8 protein-coding genes are annotated in these 16,686 nt (G+C 66.8%); 6 read left to right on the top strand and 2 right to left on the bottom strand.

Annotated elements, in window-relative coordinates; translation table 11 throughout:
• Positions 1-100: 100 nt before the first annotated feature.
• Genes Rhe02_RS21505 through Rhe02_RS21490 form a run of 4 tightly spaced genes read left to right on the top strand, consistent with a single transcriptional unit; the run spans position 101 to position 6,877 of the window.
• Positions 101-841, top strand: a complete 741-nt coding sequence (locus tag Rhe02_RS21505) for a class I SAM-dependent methyltransferase (RefSeq protein ID WP_239123964.1) — start codon at positions 101-103, stop codon at positions 839-841.
• Complete coding sequence (locus Rhe02_RS21500) at positions 808-4,971, top strand: alpha-(1->3)-arabinofuranosyltransferase domain-containing protein (protein WP_203910089.1); 4,164 nt, start codon at positions 808-810, stop codon at positions 4,969-4,971. The genes Rhe02_RS21505 and Rhe02_RS21500 overlap by 34 nt, the downstream gene beginning before the upstream one ends.
• A gap of 59 nt (positions 4,972-5,030) precedes the next feature.
• Positions 5,031-6,671, top strand: a complete 1,641-nt coding sequence (locus tag Rhe02_RS21495; protein WP_203910088.1) for an MmpA family trehalose lipid delivery protein — start codon at positions 5,031-5,033, stop codon at positions 6,669-6,671.
• 41 nt (positions 6,672-6,712) lie between these two features.
• Entirely contained in the window at positions 6,713-6,877 is a 165-nt protein-coding gene (locus Rhe02_RS21490) for a hypothetical protein (protein WP_203910087.1), read from the top strand.
• 50 nt (positions 6,878-6,927) lie between these two features.
• Here the strand turns inward: Rhe02_RS21490 and Rhe02_RS21485 are convergent, their stop codons facing one another.
• Entirely contained in the window at positions 6,928-8,115 is a 1,188-nt protein-coding gene (locus Rhe02_RS21485) for a glycosyltransferase family 4 protein (protein ID WP_239123963.1), read from the bottom strand.
• A gap of 195 nt (positions 8,116-8,310) precedes the next feature.
• Here Rhe02_RS21485 and pgfA point away from each other — a divergent pair, with 195 nt between their 5' ends.
• Both pgfA and Rhe02_RS21475 read left to right on the top strand, forming a co-directional pair.
• Positions 8,311-9,300 (top strand): cell envelope lipid trafficking protein PgfA, encoded by a 990-nt coding sequence (pgfA, locus tag Rhe02_RS21480; RefSeq protein ID WP_203910086.1) that lies wholly within the window; start codon positions 8,311-8,313, stop codon positions 9,298-9,300.
• Between the two features lie 12 nt (positions 9,301-9,312).
• Positions 9,313-10,506 (top strand): acyltransferase family protein, encoded by a 1,194-nt coding sequence (locus Rhe02_RS21475; RefSeq protein WP_239123962.1) that lies wholly within the window; start codon positions 9,313-9,315, stop codon positions 10,504-10,506.
• 28 nt (positions 10,507-10,534) lie between these two features.
• Here Rhe02_RS21475 and Rhe02_RS21470 read toward each other — a convergent pair whose 3' ends face one another.
• Complete coding sequence (locus Rhe02_RS21470) at positions 10,535-16,663, bottom strand: alpha-(1->3)-arabinofuranosyltransferase (protein WP_203910085.1); 6,129 nt, start codon at positions 16,661-16,663, stop codon at positions 10,535-10,537.
• Between the last annotated feature and the right edge of the window lie 23 nt (positions 16,664-16,686).

The following is a 16,686-nucleotide window of genomic DNA, read 5'->3' as shown; positions in this document are numbered from 1 at the left end:
AGGGAAGACGCCGGCTTTGCGGCGGCGCTGCCGCGCGTTGCTTTGCACGCGCCAATGTCACTGCGTTGCTTTGCACGCGCCAATGTTGCAGTCTGTGGCGATGTCTTCAGAGGTGGTCCGGTTCCGGCCGACGCTACGGCGTTCGGTCGAGCTGTTTCGTGGATTTCGGCTAGAACAGTCGGATCCGGACTATTTCTACCAACTTCTCGCGGATGACTCGGTCCGTCAGCTGTCTGGCTATACCGATCTTGACAACAAGATCATCTTGGATGTAGGTGGCGGGCCGGGCTACTTCGCCGAGGCCTTTCGTAAGGCGGGAGCCACCTATTTCGGGGTGGACCCCGACGTCGGCGAGCTTGCTGCACGTGGCGGGGTCGACGGGGGCATGGTTCGTGCCTCAGGCATGGCGCTGCCTTTTCGCGACGGGTGTGTGGACATCTGCTACTCGTCCAACGTCCTTGAGCACGTGGTGCGGCCCGAGCTCATGCTCTCGGAGATGGCCCGGGTCACCCGGCCGGGCGGGATCGTTTTCGTCTCGTTCACCCCGTGGCTGTCGCCGTGGGGCGGGCACGAGACCGCGCCCTGGCACTTCCTGGGTGGGCATTACGCGCGCCGCCGGTACCTTCGCCGGCAGGGCAAAGAGCCCAAGAACTCCTTTGGTACCAGCTTGTTCGCCATGTCCGGTGGGCGTGCCATCGGCTGGGCGCGGCGCAGCGCTCAGGTCGAAATCGTTCATCTGCTTCCCCGGTACCACCCGTGGTGGGCGCAATGGGTGATCCACGTGCCGGGGGCCCGGGAGATCCTTTCGTGGAACGTCGTCCTGGTCCTGCGGCGGCGATGAGCATGATCTGGCGGCTGCGGTCGATCGCGGTCTGCTCCCTGCTCACCGCGATCGCGTTCATCCAGGATCCGGGTTTGACCGCGGCCGACACGAAGGTGGATCTGGTCGTCAACCCGGCCGGCTGGCTGGCTCGCGCGCTGCACCTGTGGAACCCGATCACGAATTTCGGTGAGGTGCAGAACCAGGCTTACGGCTACCTCTGGCCGATGGGGCCGTTCTTCGCCGCCGGGGCAGCGCTCGACATCCCGGCCTGGGCGGTGCAGCGCCTGTGGTGGGCGTTGCTGTTCTGCGTCGCGTACATGGGAATCGTGGCGCTTGCCACCCGGCTGGCCATTGGCACACCTATGGCCAGGGTCATCGCAGGGGTGGCTTTCGCCCTGTCGCCGCGCCTGCTGACCGAGGTGGGCTCGATCTCGATAGAGGCGTGGCCCACCGCCATCGCGCCGTGGGTGCTGGTGCCGTTGGCGGGTCTGTCCCGAGCCAACGCACCCCTCAGGCGCGGTCTCATGCTCTCGGCGCTGGCGGTTTGCTGCGCCGGAGGGGTGAACGCCACCGCCGTGCTCGCCACTGTTCCCTTGGCGCTGCTGTGGTTGGCAGGGCTGCCGGGCACCCCTCGCCGGCGGTTGGCGGCGGTGTCGGGCTGGTGTCTGGCCGTGCTCTGCGCGACCGCGTGGTGGCTTGTCCCGTTGTTTCTGCTGGGCCGGTTCAGCCCGCCGTTTCTGGATTACATCGAGACCGCGTCGGTCACCACCCGGCACACGGATCTGACCTCGGTGTTGCGCGGGACGTCGCATTGGCTGGCTTACCTCACCGGTCCCTACGGCCCGCAGCTGTCCGCCGGCCACCGCCTGGCTACCGAACCCCTCCTGCTCGCCGCGACCGTGGCGGTCGCCGCGATCGGGGTGGCCGGGCTGGCCCGTAGCGGGATGCCGCACCGGCGGTTCCTGATCGCGGGGCTCCTGCTCGGTACCGGTCTGGTGGGGTTCGGCCATCTATCCAATCTGGACACCGGGATGACCGGCCCGGTTCAGGATTTCCTGGACGGCGTTGGCGCCCCCTTGCGAAATGTCCACAAATTCGACGTGCTGATCCGGCTGCCGCTGGCCCTGGGCCTGGCCCACCTGGTCGGCGTCTTCGCCCGCGCGGCAGCCATCTCCGGCCACGGCTGGCACCTTGCCAGGCGGCGCAGTGTGGTGATCACTGCAGCGGCGCTGGCCGCGGTAACCGGCGCAGCCAGCCCCGTGGTGACCGCAGGGCTGGTGAACGGCGGCTACCAGCATGTCCCCGGCTACTGGCGCGAGGCCGCCGCCTGGCTCAACGCCAACACCGGGCGCGACCACGTGCTCATCGTGCCTTCGGCCCGCTTTCCGCACTATGCGTGGGGCAGCCCGACCGACGAGATCACCCAGCCTCTGCTGGAACGGTCCTGGGGTGTTCGCAATGCCATTCCGCTGACGCCGCCCGGGACGATCCGGATGCTTGACGCCATCGACGCCGTGCTCGCCGGTGGAGCCGGCTCGGCTGGGCTGGCGGACCTTCTGGCGCGCAACGATATCCGGTACGTGGTGCTGCGCTCCGACCTTGACTACGGCAAGACCGGTACGGCCCGACCCATCCAGGTCAGGCAGGCATTGGAGCGCTCACCCGGGCTGGAACGGGTCGAATCGTTCGGCCCCGATGTCGGTGGCGGGATGGTGGCCGGGGGACACTACGACTACGGCATGCATCCGCCACTGCCCGCCATCGAGGTCTTTAAGGTCCGCCGTCCCGTGTACCCGGTTGGCCTTTACGACGCGAGCGCGGTGACCACGGTGGTGGGCGGACCCGAGTCGCTGCTCGAGCTGGCGGCCACTGGCCAGATCACTGGCGCACCAACCATTCTCGCCGGGGATCTGGGCGCCGGGCGCCCGCCGGGGCCGGTGGCGATCACCGATGGGCTGCGTCACCGTGACGTCCTGTTCGGCCGGGGCCAGGACAACGCCTCTGCGACGCTGGCCGCCGACGACCCCACCGCGCAGACTCCGGTCAGTGACTACCTGCCGTCGTGGGCCTCGCAATGGTTGACGCAGGCTCGGTACCTGGGGATCTCCGCGGTCACGGCGAGCAGTTCGTGGGCGACCCCGCATCCGGACGAGGGGTCAAGGCCGGAACATCTGCCCTTTGCGGCGATCGATGGGGATCCTGCGACGTCCTGGCGCACCGCGCCGTTCCGGCCGGCCGAGGGTCAGTGGCTTGAGCTCACGCTGGCGTCGCCCAAGCGGATCACCGAGGTGGCCATCACCTTCGACCTCATGGCCGACAACGTGGCGACCCAGGTATTGCTGGTGGCCGGGTTGCAGCAGGCGACCGGCGAGATCGATGATGGGCGGGCCAAGTTCGTCCTCGACGGGTCGCTCGTGTCGCGGGTGCGGGTGCTGATAACGCAAGCGGCCGGCACGCTCCGGACGGGCCAGGGCGGGGTGGGCATTTCCGAGATCGCGATCCCGGAGGTGACGGCGACACGCAGCCTGGTGGTGGCAGCGGGCCCAGCGACGCAACGGCCCGCCTCGGTGGTCCTGTCCGCTGCGCCCTCGGTCAGCTCATGCTTCTTCGTGCAGGGCAGTGCCCGCTGCAATCCGGGCGTTGCCAGGGGATCGGAGGATGCCGGCCGCATTGACCGAACGGTGACCCTGCCCACGGCCGGCAGCTACACCCCTTCGCTTTGGGCCAGGCCCAAGCCCGGCCCCGAGCTTGACGCGCTCATCGACAAAATGGTCGCGGGGACGACGCCCGCCCCGGTGGCGAAGGTGTCCTCGCGCGGTGTCGCTGAGCCCGCTGGGCGGCCCGGGGCGGTGATTGATGGCGATCCGTCCACCGCCTGGTACGCGGCCGATGGCGACGGCAGTCCCTCGCTGCGCCTCGCGTGGGCGGCTCCACGCACCATCACCGGGCTGCGGCTGGCGCTCGATCCGCAGGTGGCCGCGACCCGCCCCGAGTCGATCACCGTCGTGAGCTCCGACGGCGTCCGGAGCGGCCTGCTCAACTCCGACGGGGTCATCGTCTTCGACCGTCCGATACGGACGGACGAAATCGCTATTTTCTTCCTCGATCGGGCGCCCGCCCGGAGCCTGGACCCGTACTCGATGTGGTCGCAGCCATTGCCGTTCGCGGTCGGCGAGGTCACCGCGCTTCCGGACCAGCCCGCCGTTCCGGCGAACCTGGATCGCCGCATCGAGCTGCCCTGCGGCTCCGGGCCTGGCGTGCAAGCCGGTGGGAAGACCCTCCAGACCAAGCTCTCGCCCACGTTGCGGGATCTGGTCGAGTTGCGTGAGGTGCCGGCTTCGATCTGTGTGCCGGCCGCGGGCGGCACCCTCGCGCTGGCCGCGGGCGAGGCCCGCATCGTGGTCACAGGCAGCGCTCTGGCGACTCCCACCACGCTGGCCTTGGCGGCTGCCGCGACGGTGGCCGCAACCCAAACCCTGCCGGAGATCGGCTCCTGGTCGGCCAACCGGCGCGTGCTCACCGTCGCGGCCGGCGAGCAGCCACGCGTGCTGGTGGTAAGGGAGAACACCAATCCCGGCTGGAAAGCCACCATGGGCGGGTTCACCCTGCCCGCGGTCGTTCTGGACGGCTGGCAGCAGGGGTGGTGGATAGCGCCCGGCCTTGGCGGGCAGGTGACGCTCAGCTATGAGCCCGACCGGACCTTCCGGGTGGCCCTTGCTTCCGGCGGCGGCTTGGTGGCGGGAGTGGTGCTGGTGGCGTTCATTCCGGCGCGGCGGCGTCAGACCCGCCCTAACCGGGCGGCCCGGCGCACCCGGCCGTGGCTTGCCGTGGCGGTTGGCGCGGTCGGCCTCGCGCTCGTGGGCGGGCCCTGGGCGGTGCTCATCGCTCTCACCGTCATAGTCGCACTCAGCGCGTACCGGCTGGCCCGCCACGATGTGTCCAAAGTGGATAGACGCCGGGTCCGGGTCTCGGTCAGCTGGCTTCGCCTGTGGCTGCCACCATTGCTGGTCTGCCTGGCGGGCCTGGCATCCTGGCGCTCGGCCACACCCGAGCTCGACGCCCTGGCGCAACTGCTGGCCCTGGGCGCGATGGTGGTTCTCTGGCTCTCGATGACCGCCTGGCCGCTACCCCAACGCCGCCCCCGCTGAGGAAGGTCGTGGAGCGTCGCGCTGCCTGAGGTAGCCTGTCCGTTCCACGAGAGGAGCTCATGTTGCGCGACAGGCTAGCGCTACACCTAGCCGCCGGGGCGATTGCCGCGGTCATTCTGGCGCCGCTGGCTTGGCCCGGATATGTCTTGAGCTACGACATGAGCTTCGTCCCGTCGCAGTCGCTGCGGCTCGATCTGATCGCGCCGCTGGACGCCGCGCCGCGTGCCGTGCCGCTGGACGCCGCCGTATCGCTGATCAACCTGGCGATGCCCGGCTGGCTGTTACAACGGTTGATTCTGGTGGCCATCGTCTGGGCGGCAGTGGTCGGAGCCGGGCGTCTTGTGCCCACGGAGTCCCTGGGCGTGCGATTGATCGCCGCCATTGGCTATGGGTGGACCCCATTTCTGGCGGAAAGGTTGCTGCTGGGGCAGTGGGGCCTGTTGATCGCCTACGCGGCCCTGCCCTGGCTCGTTCGGGCCGCCCTCGACCTTCGCGCCGAGAAGCCGGGTGCGTGGCCAAAATTGGTGCTGCTGCTGGGTTTGAGCGCGCTGACCCCCAGCGGCGGGATCATCGCGGCCGCGGTCTGCCTCGCGTTGGCGCCGCTACGCAAGGTGCCATTGATCGGCGGTGCGGTCCTGCTGGTCAACTCGCCGTGGCTGGTGGCCGCTCTGGTCGGCAACTCCACCGCCCACTCCGACCCGGCCGGCGTGGCCGCCTTCGCGGCGCGGTCCGAAAACTGGGGCGGGGCGATCGTGTCCCTGCTGGGCACCGGCGGAATCTGGAATGAAGAGACCACCCCGGCCAGTCGTGCCTCGCCGCTGGTGCCGATCCTCACGGCCGTTGTGGTGCTGCTATCCCTTTTTGGGTACCAAAAAATGCGCCACCGCATGCCAAGCCGTTTCCCGGCGGTGGCGGTGACCGGCCTCGCCATCGCGGCGCTGAGCACCTTCGGCCCCGGAATCACCGCCCTTACCTGGCTTGTCGACAACGTTCCCGGTGCCGGCGTGCTGCGGGATGCTCAGAAATTTGTTCTGCCCTACGCGCTGCTGCTGGTGCTGTGCGCCGCGCTCGGCGCTGAGCGGCTTGCTTCCCGGCTGCCCAAAGAGCCGGCGGCCGTTGTGCTCACAGGCACCGTGCTCCTGATGATGTGCGCCGTGCCCGATCTCGCCTTCGGTGGCGCGGGTGCGCTGCGGCCGGTGCGGTATCCGCCCGATTGGCAGGCGGTCTCCGAATTGGTCGGCCGGGAGCCTGGTGTGGCGCTTTCGCTGCCGCTTTCCGAATATCGCCGCTACCGGTGGAACCGCAACCGCACCGTGTTCGATCCCGCGTTGCGTTACCTGCCCGTGCCCGTGCTGGCCGACGACACCCTTGTCGTCGATGATGTGCTCGTCGCGGGAGAAAATGTTCGCCTGCGCGAAATCAGGGCAAGGCTTGCCAGTGGCGAGCCGATAGCCACGGCCGACGTGCGGTGGGTGCTGATCCAGCATCGCGGTGTCGTCGATCAGGCCGTGCCGCCCGGCGCATTGACCGGCCTGGAATCCGTGTTCATCGGCCCCGACCTGGCGCTGTATAGAAACCCGGCGGCGGTCGCGTCCACGGTGGAGCCAGCGCGGCACGCTCCTATCGTCGCGGCGGAGATCGCCGCGCTTCTGGCGATGATCGCGGCGGCAGGGACGATAGCGGGCACTGCGCGGAGGTGATAACGTGCGCGACATTCACCTTTCAAGAGAGGGGTTCGCCTATGGGGCGCTCGGGCCTTACCCTGCTGCTGACCGCGATCCTGGCGATCGCGCTGGGCGTCGTCGGCACTATCACCCTGGCCAGTTCCGTGGTGGCTACGTCTGCTGACGCAGCTAAAGCGGGGTCCTTGGATCTTGGCAAACCCGAAGGCTACGGCTCCCGCTGATACACGAACGGCCCGGACAATGTCCGGGCCGTTTAACTTTGATCGGCTTTCTAACGCCGCCCGGCGACCTGCTCGGGCTCGACGGCTTGCGGTGCGCGGCCGGAAATCAATGCGGCGAAACGATCCCCGGACACAGTCCAGTTGAACGACGCGGCATGCTCGCGCGCGGCCTGCCCCATCGCCTCCCGCCGGCCCGATTCCCGAAGCAGCTCACGCACCAGCTTGACGAAGTGTTCCTCGTCCTGGGCGAGCAGACCGGTCTCGCCGTCGACAAGCGCTTCGGTCACGCCGCCCGCGGCGGCGAAGGCCACCGTGGGGGTGCAGGCCGACCCGGCTTCCACGATGGTCAGCCCCCAGCCCTCCTTCAGCGAAGGCGTCAAGGCCACCCAAGCACGGCTCAGGAACTCGTGCTTGGCCTCTTCGGTGACGAATCCGGCGAAGTGGGTGCGGTCAGTGACGCCCAGCTCGTCGGCGAGCTGCCTCAGGTGCGGCTCCCACCAGCCTGTGCCGGCGATGGTCAACCGCAGGCCGGGCAGCTCGGGGGCCAGCTCGGCGAGGGTGCGCAGCGCGATTTCCACGCGTTTGTGTGGTACCAGGCGGCCTAAAACGATTAGGGAAGGTTCGCTGGAGCGGCTGGCGTTGACCGGTGGCCGGACGGGCGTTCCATTGTGGACGACGGTGACCCGGCCCTCTTCTACTCCAAGGTTCCTCAGCTCACGCCGGGTGGCCTCCGAGACGGTGACATATTGGCAGCCGCGGTAGACGCGGATGGCCAGCCGGGACTCGATCCACCAGCCGATCTTGGAGGTGATGCGCCCCATCACCACCGGCCACTGCTCGCGATGAACATGGTGAACCAGGACGATTACAGGCTTGCGCGAGTACAGCTTCGACAGGAAAGGTATGCCATTTCCAACATCCACGATCACATCGGGTCGGCCCAGCCCGCGGCGCGAAAGCCTTCCCAGCCCCACAAGTCCGGCCAGGTAGGTCAGCGCCGCCCGCGGATAGACGGTGTGCCGGGATCCCCTGCGCAGGACGGTTACCCCGTCGGCGGTGTGCTCCTCGGCAGGACCGTGCGGGTGCGCGGCGCACAGCACCGTGGCCCGGTGACCGCGCGCCACCAGCTCGGCAGCCAGCTGTTCGACGTACACCTCTGAGCCGCCGCCCTCGGGGTTGCGCGTGTCCCGCCAGTTGAGCAGGAGCACATGGCGGCGATCGGCTGCAGAGATGTCCAAACAGGACTCCTACTGGTCGGTACGCTGGGGGTGAATCGGCATACCATAGAGGTCAGACCAGGTTCTGGACAACATTGGTGACCTTAACTGAAAAGTTAGACTTACATCATCCTTACAGGGGTCGCGTTTAACTTAACCGAGTAGTAACCTGCCGCAAACCCTGCTTTCTCCATGGCGGTTGTGGGAGGACATTAAGTGAAGCGCGTAATTGGCACCGTGCTCTTTGGGTTAGGTGTCTTGTTCATAGTGCTGGCGGTGGGGCTGCCGCTGTACGTCGCGCCCGCCGCCACCAAGCTGCCCTACGACCTGGCGAGGTCTGTCTCCCAGGTCGAGGCGAAAGGTGCCACCTTCCTGCAGCTCAAGGAGGGCAATCCGCCCACCGTGTACACAGGAAAAGATCTCCGTTCCACGACCACCGTGGTTCCCCAGCCCGTCCTCACCAACCAGCTGCAGAAGGAATTCAAAGACGGCGCCGTGGTGTGGACCGTCTATTCCTCGACCGCACGTGTCGACAACGGTGAGAAGATCAGTGAGTCGATCACCGAGATCGCCCTCGACCGCGTGAGCGGCGCGCCGGTCACCTGGAGCGGCGCATATGTCGACGACGGCACCAAGACCACGACCAAGTTCGCCGGTCAGATCTACAAGTTCCCGTTCAACACCGAGAAGAAGGACTACGCCTTCTGGGACGGTGAGCTCGGGGCCACGGCGCCGCCGGCCAAGTTTGAGGCAACGGAAACCATTGGTGGCGTAGAGGTCTACCGCTTCAAGCAGACCATCCCCTGGTTCAAGACGACCAGCGATGCGAGCACGGTCGGCTTCCTGCTCGAGACCTTCGCGAAGGGGGCGACTTCGGGCGACATCTGGTACCAGAACACCCGCACCCTGTGGGTCGAGCCGGTGACCGGTCAGTTCCTCAACGTGCGCGAGCAGCGCGAGCAGGAGCTTCGCGACAGCAAGGGCGGCAAGACCACGTTGCTGAGGGCAGACTTCAGCTACACCAAGGAGACTCAGGACAACAGCGTCGACGGTGCGAAGAGCAACAAGACGCAGATCCAGGCGGTTTCGCTCTACGCCCCGATCGGCCTGGGTCTGCTCGGCATCATCCTCGTCGTTGTCGGTCTCCTCATGGCCCGCCGGCCGCGTGGTTACTCGGCAGAGCATCAGGCGGAGGGCGCTTTCTAGCGCGCAAACCTGATGGCTGTCACCACATCGATGCTCAACGAGGAAACTGTGGCGCTCCCCGTGATCGCCGCATCCTCGAAACCCGCTTCGCCGCCCCGCCTGCCAGCGCTTGACGCGCTGCGGGCGGTCGGCGCGATCGCTGTGGTGACCACCCACGTCGGCTTCAATACCGGCGTCAGCCTCGACGGTGTCTGGGGCGGGTTTCTGGCCCGCCTCGACGTCGGGGTGGCGGTGTTCTTCACGCTTTCCGGGTTCCTTCTGTTCCGCCCCTTTGCCCATGCGGCCGCGACCGGCGGCGAGCGGCCGGGCTTTCGGCGCTACCTATGGCGGCGGGCGCTTCGTATCCTTCCTGCCTACTGGCTCGCGGTCGTGGCCTACCTGCTTCTGCTCTGGCAAACATCCCCGGTCACGACCAGCATTTGGATCAAAAACCTTGCCCTGCTCCAGGTTTACGATGGCAGTTACCCCACTGGTTTCGTCCACACCTGGAGTCTGTGCACCGAGGTCGCCTTCTATCTGGTGCTCCCGCTCATCGCCGGGCTGACCCTGCGCGGCCGGTGGCGGCCGACCCGTGTGGTGATACTGCTTGCCTGCCTCGGGCTCGCGGCCACGGCCGGATGGTTCTTCTTCATGTTCCGCGGCCTGATCAGCTATACCCCCCAGGGCCACTGGCTGCCCTCATTCGCTGGCTGGTTTGCGGCCGGAATGATCCTCGCGGTGGCAAGCGTTGCGCTTCGAACCGGGACAGCACCGCGTTGCTGGCGTTTACTCGATGAGCTTGGCGCCACCCCTCTAGCCTGTTGGACCATCGCTTTCGCGGTGCTGGTTGTCGCAGCCACCCCGCTCGCAGGCGCGCGCGATCTCAACGAGCTCACGCCCGCTGAGTTTGCCACCAAACAGGTTCTCTACCTGGCGGCTGCGCTGATGCTCTTAACCGGCTTGGCTTTTGGCCCCGAGAACAGATTCAAGCGCGCCTTCTCAGCCGCACCTTCCCGCTGGCTCGGCACCATCTCCTACGGCCTTTTCCTTTGGCACCCTTTCGTCCTGGCGGCCATCTACCGCCCCGGCGGCCGTGAACCCTTCACCGGAAGCTTTGTCAGCACCTACTCGATTGTCCTCGCGGCCGGCATCGTCCTTGGCGCTGCCAGCTACTACCTTGTCGAACACCCCTTGCACCTGCTGGACCGTGCCGCCCGACGCCGTTAGCGCGCAGGACGGCACGGGCCCCATCCGCCTACTTGGGGGCAAGGACACCGACCTCTATCGAGTCGAGGCAGATGGTCACGGTCGGGTCAGCGATGGTGAGCTCGATGTAGTTGCCGCCGGCACCGTCGAGTAGGAAAAAGATCTCTTGAAGTCCTTTGTCCGCCTGGAATTTGTGCTCGCCATGCCCCAGCCGCATGGTGACGGAGGTGGGGGCGGATGCTAGGTAGCCAACCCGCACGGCCCAGTCCCACTCGAAGGCCGGCTTAACAAGAGGTATCTGCGCGACAGATGATCCACTGATCCTCCACCCGCACCCGGTCTCCGACCCGGGTACGGTGACGAAACCCTCGACCTTGGCCGGATGAATGTGCCCAGTTTTATCTATCGTGTAAACCTTGGTGGTTTCCCTGACGAACTTGGGGCCTGGATCCAGGTGGCTAAGGAAGATCGACTGCTTGTTCTCCGGATACGTGAGTGGCGACAGCAAATCCGGTGGCACGAACGAATCGAAGAAGACCGTATCGGCTGGCGCCTTCGCAAGGTCAGCGCGAATATTCACCAGATAGTCGCGGCCGGTCTTGACCGCCCACGCCTGGCCGTATTGTTCAGCCGACCAGGCTGCGCCGATTCCAAGAGCAGCTATCGCGACCATGGAGATCACTAGGCCAACAGCCGTGGCACCCGGCTCGCGCAGCAGACCGGGCAACGGCCACGGACGTACCTTTCCGAGGTCGGTCCCATGGTGGAGACCCATCAACGCTACGCCGACACACAAGGCGGCGACGATGACCGCATCTGCCAGAAACCGGGTCAGCAAGCCATTGACCGGGGACATGCCCGCCCTCGTCACAAGGAACAGACCAGCCGTCATCGCCAGATAGAGCCCGAGAAGGATCCAGGCCCTGGTCGCGATCGGCCGGCGCCACGCCGTCACGCCAATGAACGCGGCCACCACCGTCAGCGCGGCGAGGCTGGGCAAAGTTTGAGCGCCGGTAAAGGGTGGCGAATCGCCGTTGGGCAACCAACTCCAGGGACCACCTATTATCCCGGGCACGAAAGTGCGCAAGATGTAGGACTGAAGAAAATCGACGCCGCTTCGGATGGTGGAAGGCAGCGGTGGCGACGGCGCGTTTGTCGCCGCGTAGAAGAACAGATGACCGACCGAGACCACTGCAATGACGAGCCAAGCACGCCAGTACCTCACCAGGGTCAGTGCGACACTGCGAATGGGGCCACCATCAACGAAGAAGCACGCGGTGAGGAAGAACAGAAGCGCACTTACCAGTAGTGTCTTCTCGAAGAAGAGGAGCCCAAAAACAAGGGATAGCCCCAGCGACACAAGGTGTCGAGCACGCCGTGTCCGGGCGTACTTCATCTGCGCGCCAATGGCAAAGACCATCGCGATTTCCATCGGCAGCACAGCTGCGCCGACGGCCCACCATGTGGTTGTCTCCAAGGTCAGCGGGCTGAACATGACGAGACACAACGGCACGAGAATGGCCCAGCGGGCCCCGAATTGGCTTCGTAGCAGGCGGTAGAAGGCAATGCTGAGCACCGCTTGGCAGAAGAGCATGATCAGGACGTACGGCCAGTAGGCGTATCCCGCCGAGTTGGCGACGAGCCAATATATGAGCATTCCGCCTGGCATCAGGTGATCGTTCCAAGGGCTCGTCAGCAAATGCGCGTCGAGCTCCACACCTAGCGTTCGTCTGACCAGAACGTAGTCGTCGGCGGCCAGGAACCCCCGTGAGGCGATGTCGGCTCGCCAGATTATCTGGATCACAATGAGCGCAAGGGCGACGGCTCTCAGCGGATCTCGCCGCGCCCATCTGCTGATCCAACCCGGTCGCGAGCTCTCGACGTGGCGTCCTCGCTGTTGCGCCGAATTCTCCGTCACCGCCCATGCGTGCTCGGTTTCGGTTGTTGTCATGGGCAAAGCCTTCCATTCACTGGACTCTCCCCGGAGCCCTGATGGAGCCGTCCAAAGCCGACGGATGAGAGGTAGCCATTTCGAGTCGTATCCCCACTGTTTGGCGGCGCTGAACGGGTAGACAGCCGGGAGCCAGAGCAGGGCGACAGCGGTAACGGCCAGCGCTTGCGGCAGGGCATCGGTGAAACGATCGGCCGAACGCCAGGAAGCCAAGCCGGCCAAGGCAAGAAGCAGCGGAGGCAGCAGGGCGCCGGCAACCGATTCGAACCGTCTTGCTCGCTGCGCGTCTACTGCGGACAGATTCCATGACAGCCGCCGCCAACCCAGGGCTATCAGCCAGCTGACTAGAACTGCGAGTGCAGACCAGATTCCGCCCACCACAGCGAGCCCGGCTATCCCGGCGGCCAGGGCGAGCGCCCGGCCGCGGCGTCGCGACGGCCGGACACCGGGTGCGAAAGACGTGTGGAGATTGGAGCCATGGGCGTATGACTTACGGCGCATGGGCAGGATTGCTAGGAAAGCAAGAATGACTGTGAGCGCGCCACCGGCGGCCAGCGTCGCGGCGAATGTGGTGCTGGGCCGGTAGATCAGGGTGACCGTTCCGCCCATACCCGGCGGGACCCGCCAGCCCTGCTGCCAACCGTCAAGCACCAACGGCTGCAACGCTCTTCCGGCCAGGGTTGCCTGCCAGCCAGGGTTGGTGTTCTCCCGGACCACGAGCACCCGTTCCTCGGATGCGGAGTCGATTTTTAGACTGCGGTCAGTGGGTGCCCAGCGTGAAATGTCGATCTTGCCGGAGGCCTCGCCGGAAGGAGGGGCGCGTGTGGTGAGCACGATCCGTGATGGGGTGGCGTAAGGGCTGTCAGTCGCCACTATAGAAGTCGCGCCCGGCCCCAGCCGGAAGGCTTGACCGTTCGGCACGCACGGCAAACCAGGAATTTCGCGCAGCTGAAGCAGCTCGCGAACAGTGGCTGAAAGCCGCGTGTTGATAGTTTGCCCGCCGAGTTTCAGCACCGGCCCCGACCCGCAGGGCAACTCCACACGCCGGTCGAGGTTGGCGGGGAGCCGGTCGGGGTCGGGCAGCACGGTCACCTCGCCGACCGCTATCGGCAGGACTTGCTGCGCGAAAGTGTAGGGGTCCCGGCTGAGTGCCGGCGCGGTCGGATCCCTGAAGAAAATCACGATTTCGCTGGTCTGCAACGGCTCGGCGAACCTGATTTCTCCCTGCGAATCCAGGGGCCCGTCCCGCGTACCCTCCGTGCTGGCCACGGAAACGGCGCGTGGCCGGGTTCCAGCCACCCCCTCCTCCAGCGTGAACCGAAGGCCGGTAATGGTTCTGGGCGCCGGCCAGGTGATCCGCAACGAGGCATTACCGTCACCGACATCGGCTTGCCAAGCCGTCGAAGGATCGCCGTCGACGACAGCCCCGGCTCGGCCGGCCGGGTCGGCGATGCCGCGAGAGGAGGCCGAAACCGAAGGCGCCAGCTTCTCATCGATGATCCGGTCGAGCTCGGCTCCGGGCCGGAGACGGGCCCAGATCGCTGGTGAGTAAGTTCCGGCGGCGGGCAGGGTGACCTCACGGTCAATGCGGCCGCCGTCGGCGGAGGCGCGAGCGAGATCGGGATAGCAGCGGACCAAGTCCTCGACGAAGACGCAGGAGTTGGCGGCAGGTGCCGCGGTGAGGACCACCGTGGCAGGCCGATCGATGGCGGGACCGGCGGGGGCGACCAGCGTGCGGCTGGCGGCGACGTCGCCGATCTCCAGCTCGGCGATGCCCACACTGCCCTGGCTGGCGCGCCCGGTGCCCCGTACAGCGGTGATGAGCACGCGGATGGTCCGGGTGGGATATAGGCCGCTCAGCTTCACGGTGACCTTCGGCGCGGAGCGGTCCACGTCGCTGATTACCCGCTCTTTGCCGCCAATGACCTGCACCTTGCTCGGATAGTTGTCAGCTCGCCGGTCGAAGGTCAGGGTCACCTCGCTGACCGACCTCGCCACCGGAAGCGTCACTTCGAGCCACTGCTCGGTAGCAACCGACTCGGACGGCGCCCGCCATGAGGTGGCGGGGTCACCATCGACTGCGGCGTAGGGCAGGTGCTCGGGACGGGCGCCGAGGAACGTGTGGGCTTCAGACCAGGAGCTGCTCGCCACGACCTGAGAGATCCCCGAGTAGCGAGCCACGGTCTGGTGCCCGGTGGCCCAGGGCGGCAGGTAATCGGCTACCGGCTCGTCCGCGGTCAACGTGGCCGACGCGTTGTCCTGGCCGCGGCCGAAAGACACGTCCCGCCGTTGCAGCGTGTCAGTGAGGATCACGCCGCCGGGCGGCGGGCTGGTGCCAAGATCGCCCGACAGCACAGTCGGCGCCGAGGAAAGCTGGCCGGTCGCGGCGAGTTCGAGCAAGGACTCCGAGCCGCCCACGATGGTATTGACCGAATCCACCGGGTAGATTCCGGCCGGGTCAAGGGTTTGGCTGACCTCGAAGATCTCCAGCGCGGGGCTCAGCGGGTTCATGCCATAGTCGAAGAAGCCGCCCTCCGCCGGATCGGCCCCCACCATCGGCCCGAAGGTCTTGACGAGGGTGAGCCCGGGGGAGCGCGAAAGTGCTTGGCGCGCCAAAGCCGGGCGGCCCGCGCCGGTCTTGCCGTAGTTCAGGTCCGAGCGCAGCAGGACATACTTGACGCCGCTGCGCGCTAGCACGCTGGCCAGCCCCGGCGAACCCTCACCGCTGGTGAGCACCTGTTCGACCGAATCCAGCAGCCGGATGGTGCCGGCTGGGGCGAGCGGGATGGCGTTGCGCACGGCCCACCCGCGGTCCAGCAACGGCTGGGTGATCTCATCGGCCGTGCTTCCCCACATGTAGTGAGGAAACCGCGCCCCGGGCACCACAAGCACATGATCGCGCCCGAGATTGGCATTGAGCCAGCCTGTCGCGTCGCGCCAATAGCCCGGCACTTCGGTGAAACTTCCCGCCGGTACCAGGCCGAAACCCAACGCAGGCACGGCGACGCCCCCGATCGCGGCAAGAGCCGCGCCTGTCACGACAACGGCGCGCCGTCGGGCCAGGTGCCAGCCGCGTCCCGAAAACGCCGCTGCCCGGTCGAAGATCCCAAGCAGGTGGGCCAATCCCAGCGCGAGTGGCAGCCGTAGCAGCACGTCGAACTTGTGGACATTGCGCAGCGGCGCCCCTGCGCCGTCGAGAAACTGCCGCGCCACCCCGGAATGGAATGTGTCCAGATCGGACACATGGCCGAGCGTGAGCATCGCCATGCCCAACATAGCTCCGGCGATCAGGAACCGCCGATGCGGCATCCCGCGCCGCGCCAGCCCGGCTACAGCCAACACCGCCACCGCGATCGTGGCCGCGAAGAGCAACGGCTCAAAGACCAGGCGGAAGCCGGCGCTCATTGGCGGCCCGTGCGGCCCGCCGAAATAGGCAACCCAGTGCGAGGTGCCGCGCAGCACGGAGGTCAGATCCGTCGGCTGGGTGGTCACGGCCGAGGTCTCGATGTAGTCGAGGAAAGGCGGGCTGAATCTGCTCAGCAGCAGCAGCGGCCCGACCCACCACAGCGTCGCGCAGAGCACCGCCAGGCACCACAGCACCAGGGCCTTGAAGCGCAGCCGGGCCGGGCGCAGCATCGCCAGCCAAAGCAACGCCAACGGCACCGCGGCCAGCGTGGCGGTGGCGTTGATACCTCCGGCGAGACCAATCAGCAGCGCCGAAGCGGCTATGCGCCGGCGCATCGAACCGGTGGCCAGCCCGATCAAGGGCACAAGCACCCATGGCGCTACGGCGGTCGGCCACGCTTCCGACGAAATGACCCCGAGCTCGGTCAGAATGCGCGGGCACAGCGCGAAGGCGACACCCGCGACCATGCGCGTCAGGGGCGTGCCGATGGCCATCCGGTTCGCCAGCGCGACCACCCCGGTGTAGGCCACGCACAGCAGCAAAGCCCACCAGAGCCGTTGGACCACCCACGGCGGCAGGGAAATCCACTGGCCCACCGCGAAGAACGGTCCCATCGGCCATAGGTAGCCGTAGGCCTGGTTTTGCACCTCGCCGAAGTTCGCGACCGGGTTCCAGAGCGTCATGGCCCGCGTGAGCCAGCCCGAGGGGTTGACCAGCAGATCAATCTTTGTGTCGGCGGTGATGCGGCCTGGCTCTTGGACGAAGGCCAGCGCGGTCAGCAGGGCACAGACCGCGGCCGAGCGCATCCGCCAGGACCGCACCGGTTCTACAACATCCAAGGCAC

Source organism: Rhizocola hellebori, from assembly GCF_016862955.1.
Classification (GTDB): Bacteria; Actinomycetota; Actinomycetes; order Mycobacteriales; family Micromonosporaceae; genus Rhizocola; species Rhizocola hellebori.
Note: the sequence above shows the minus strand (reverse complement) of the source record. Positions and strands in the feature narration are given on the sequence as shown.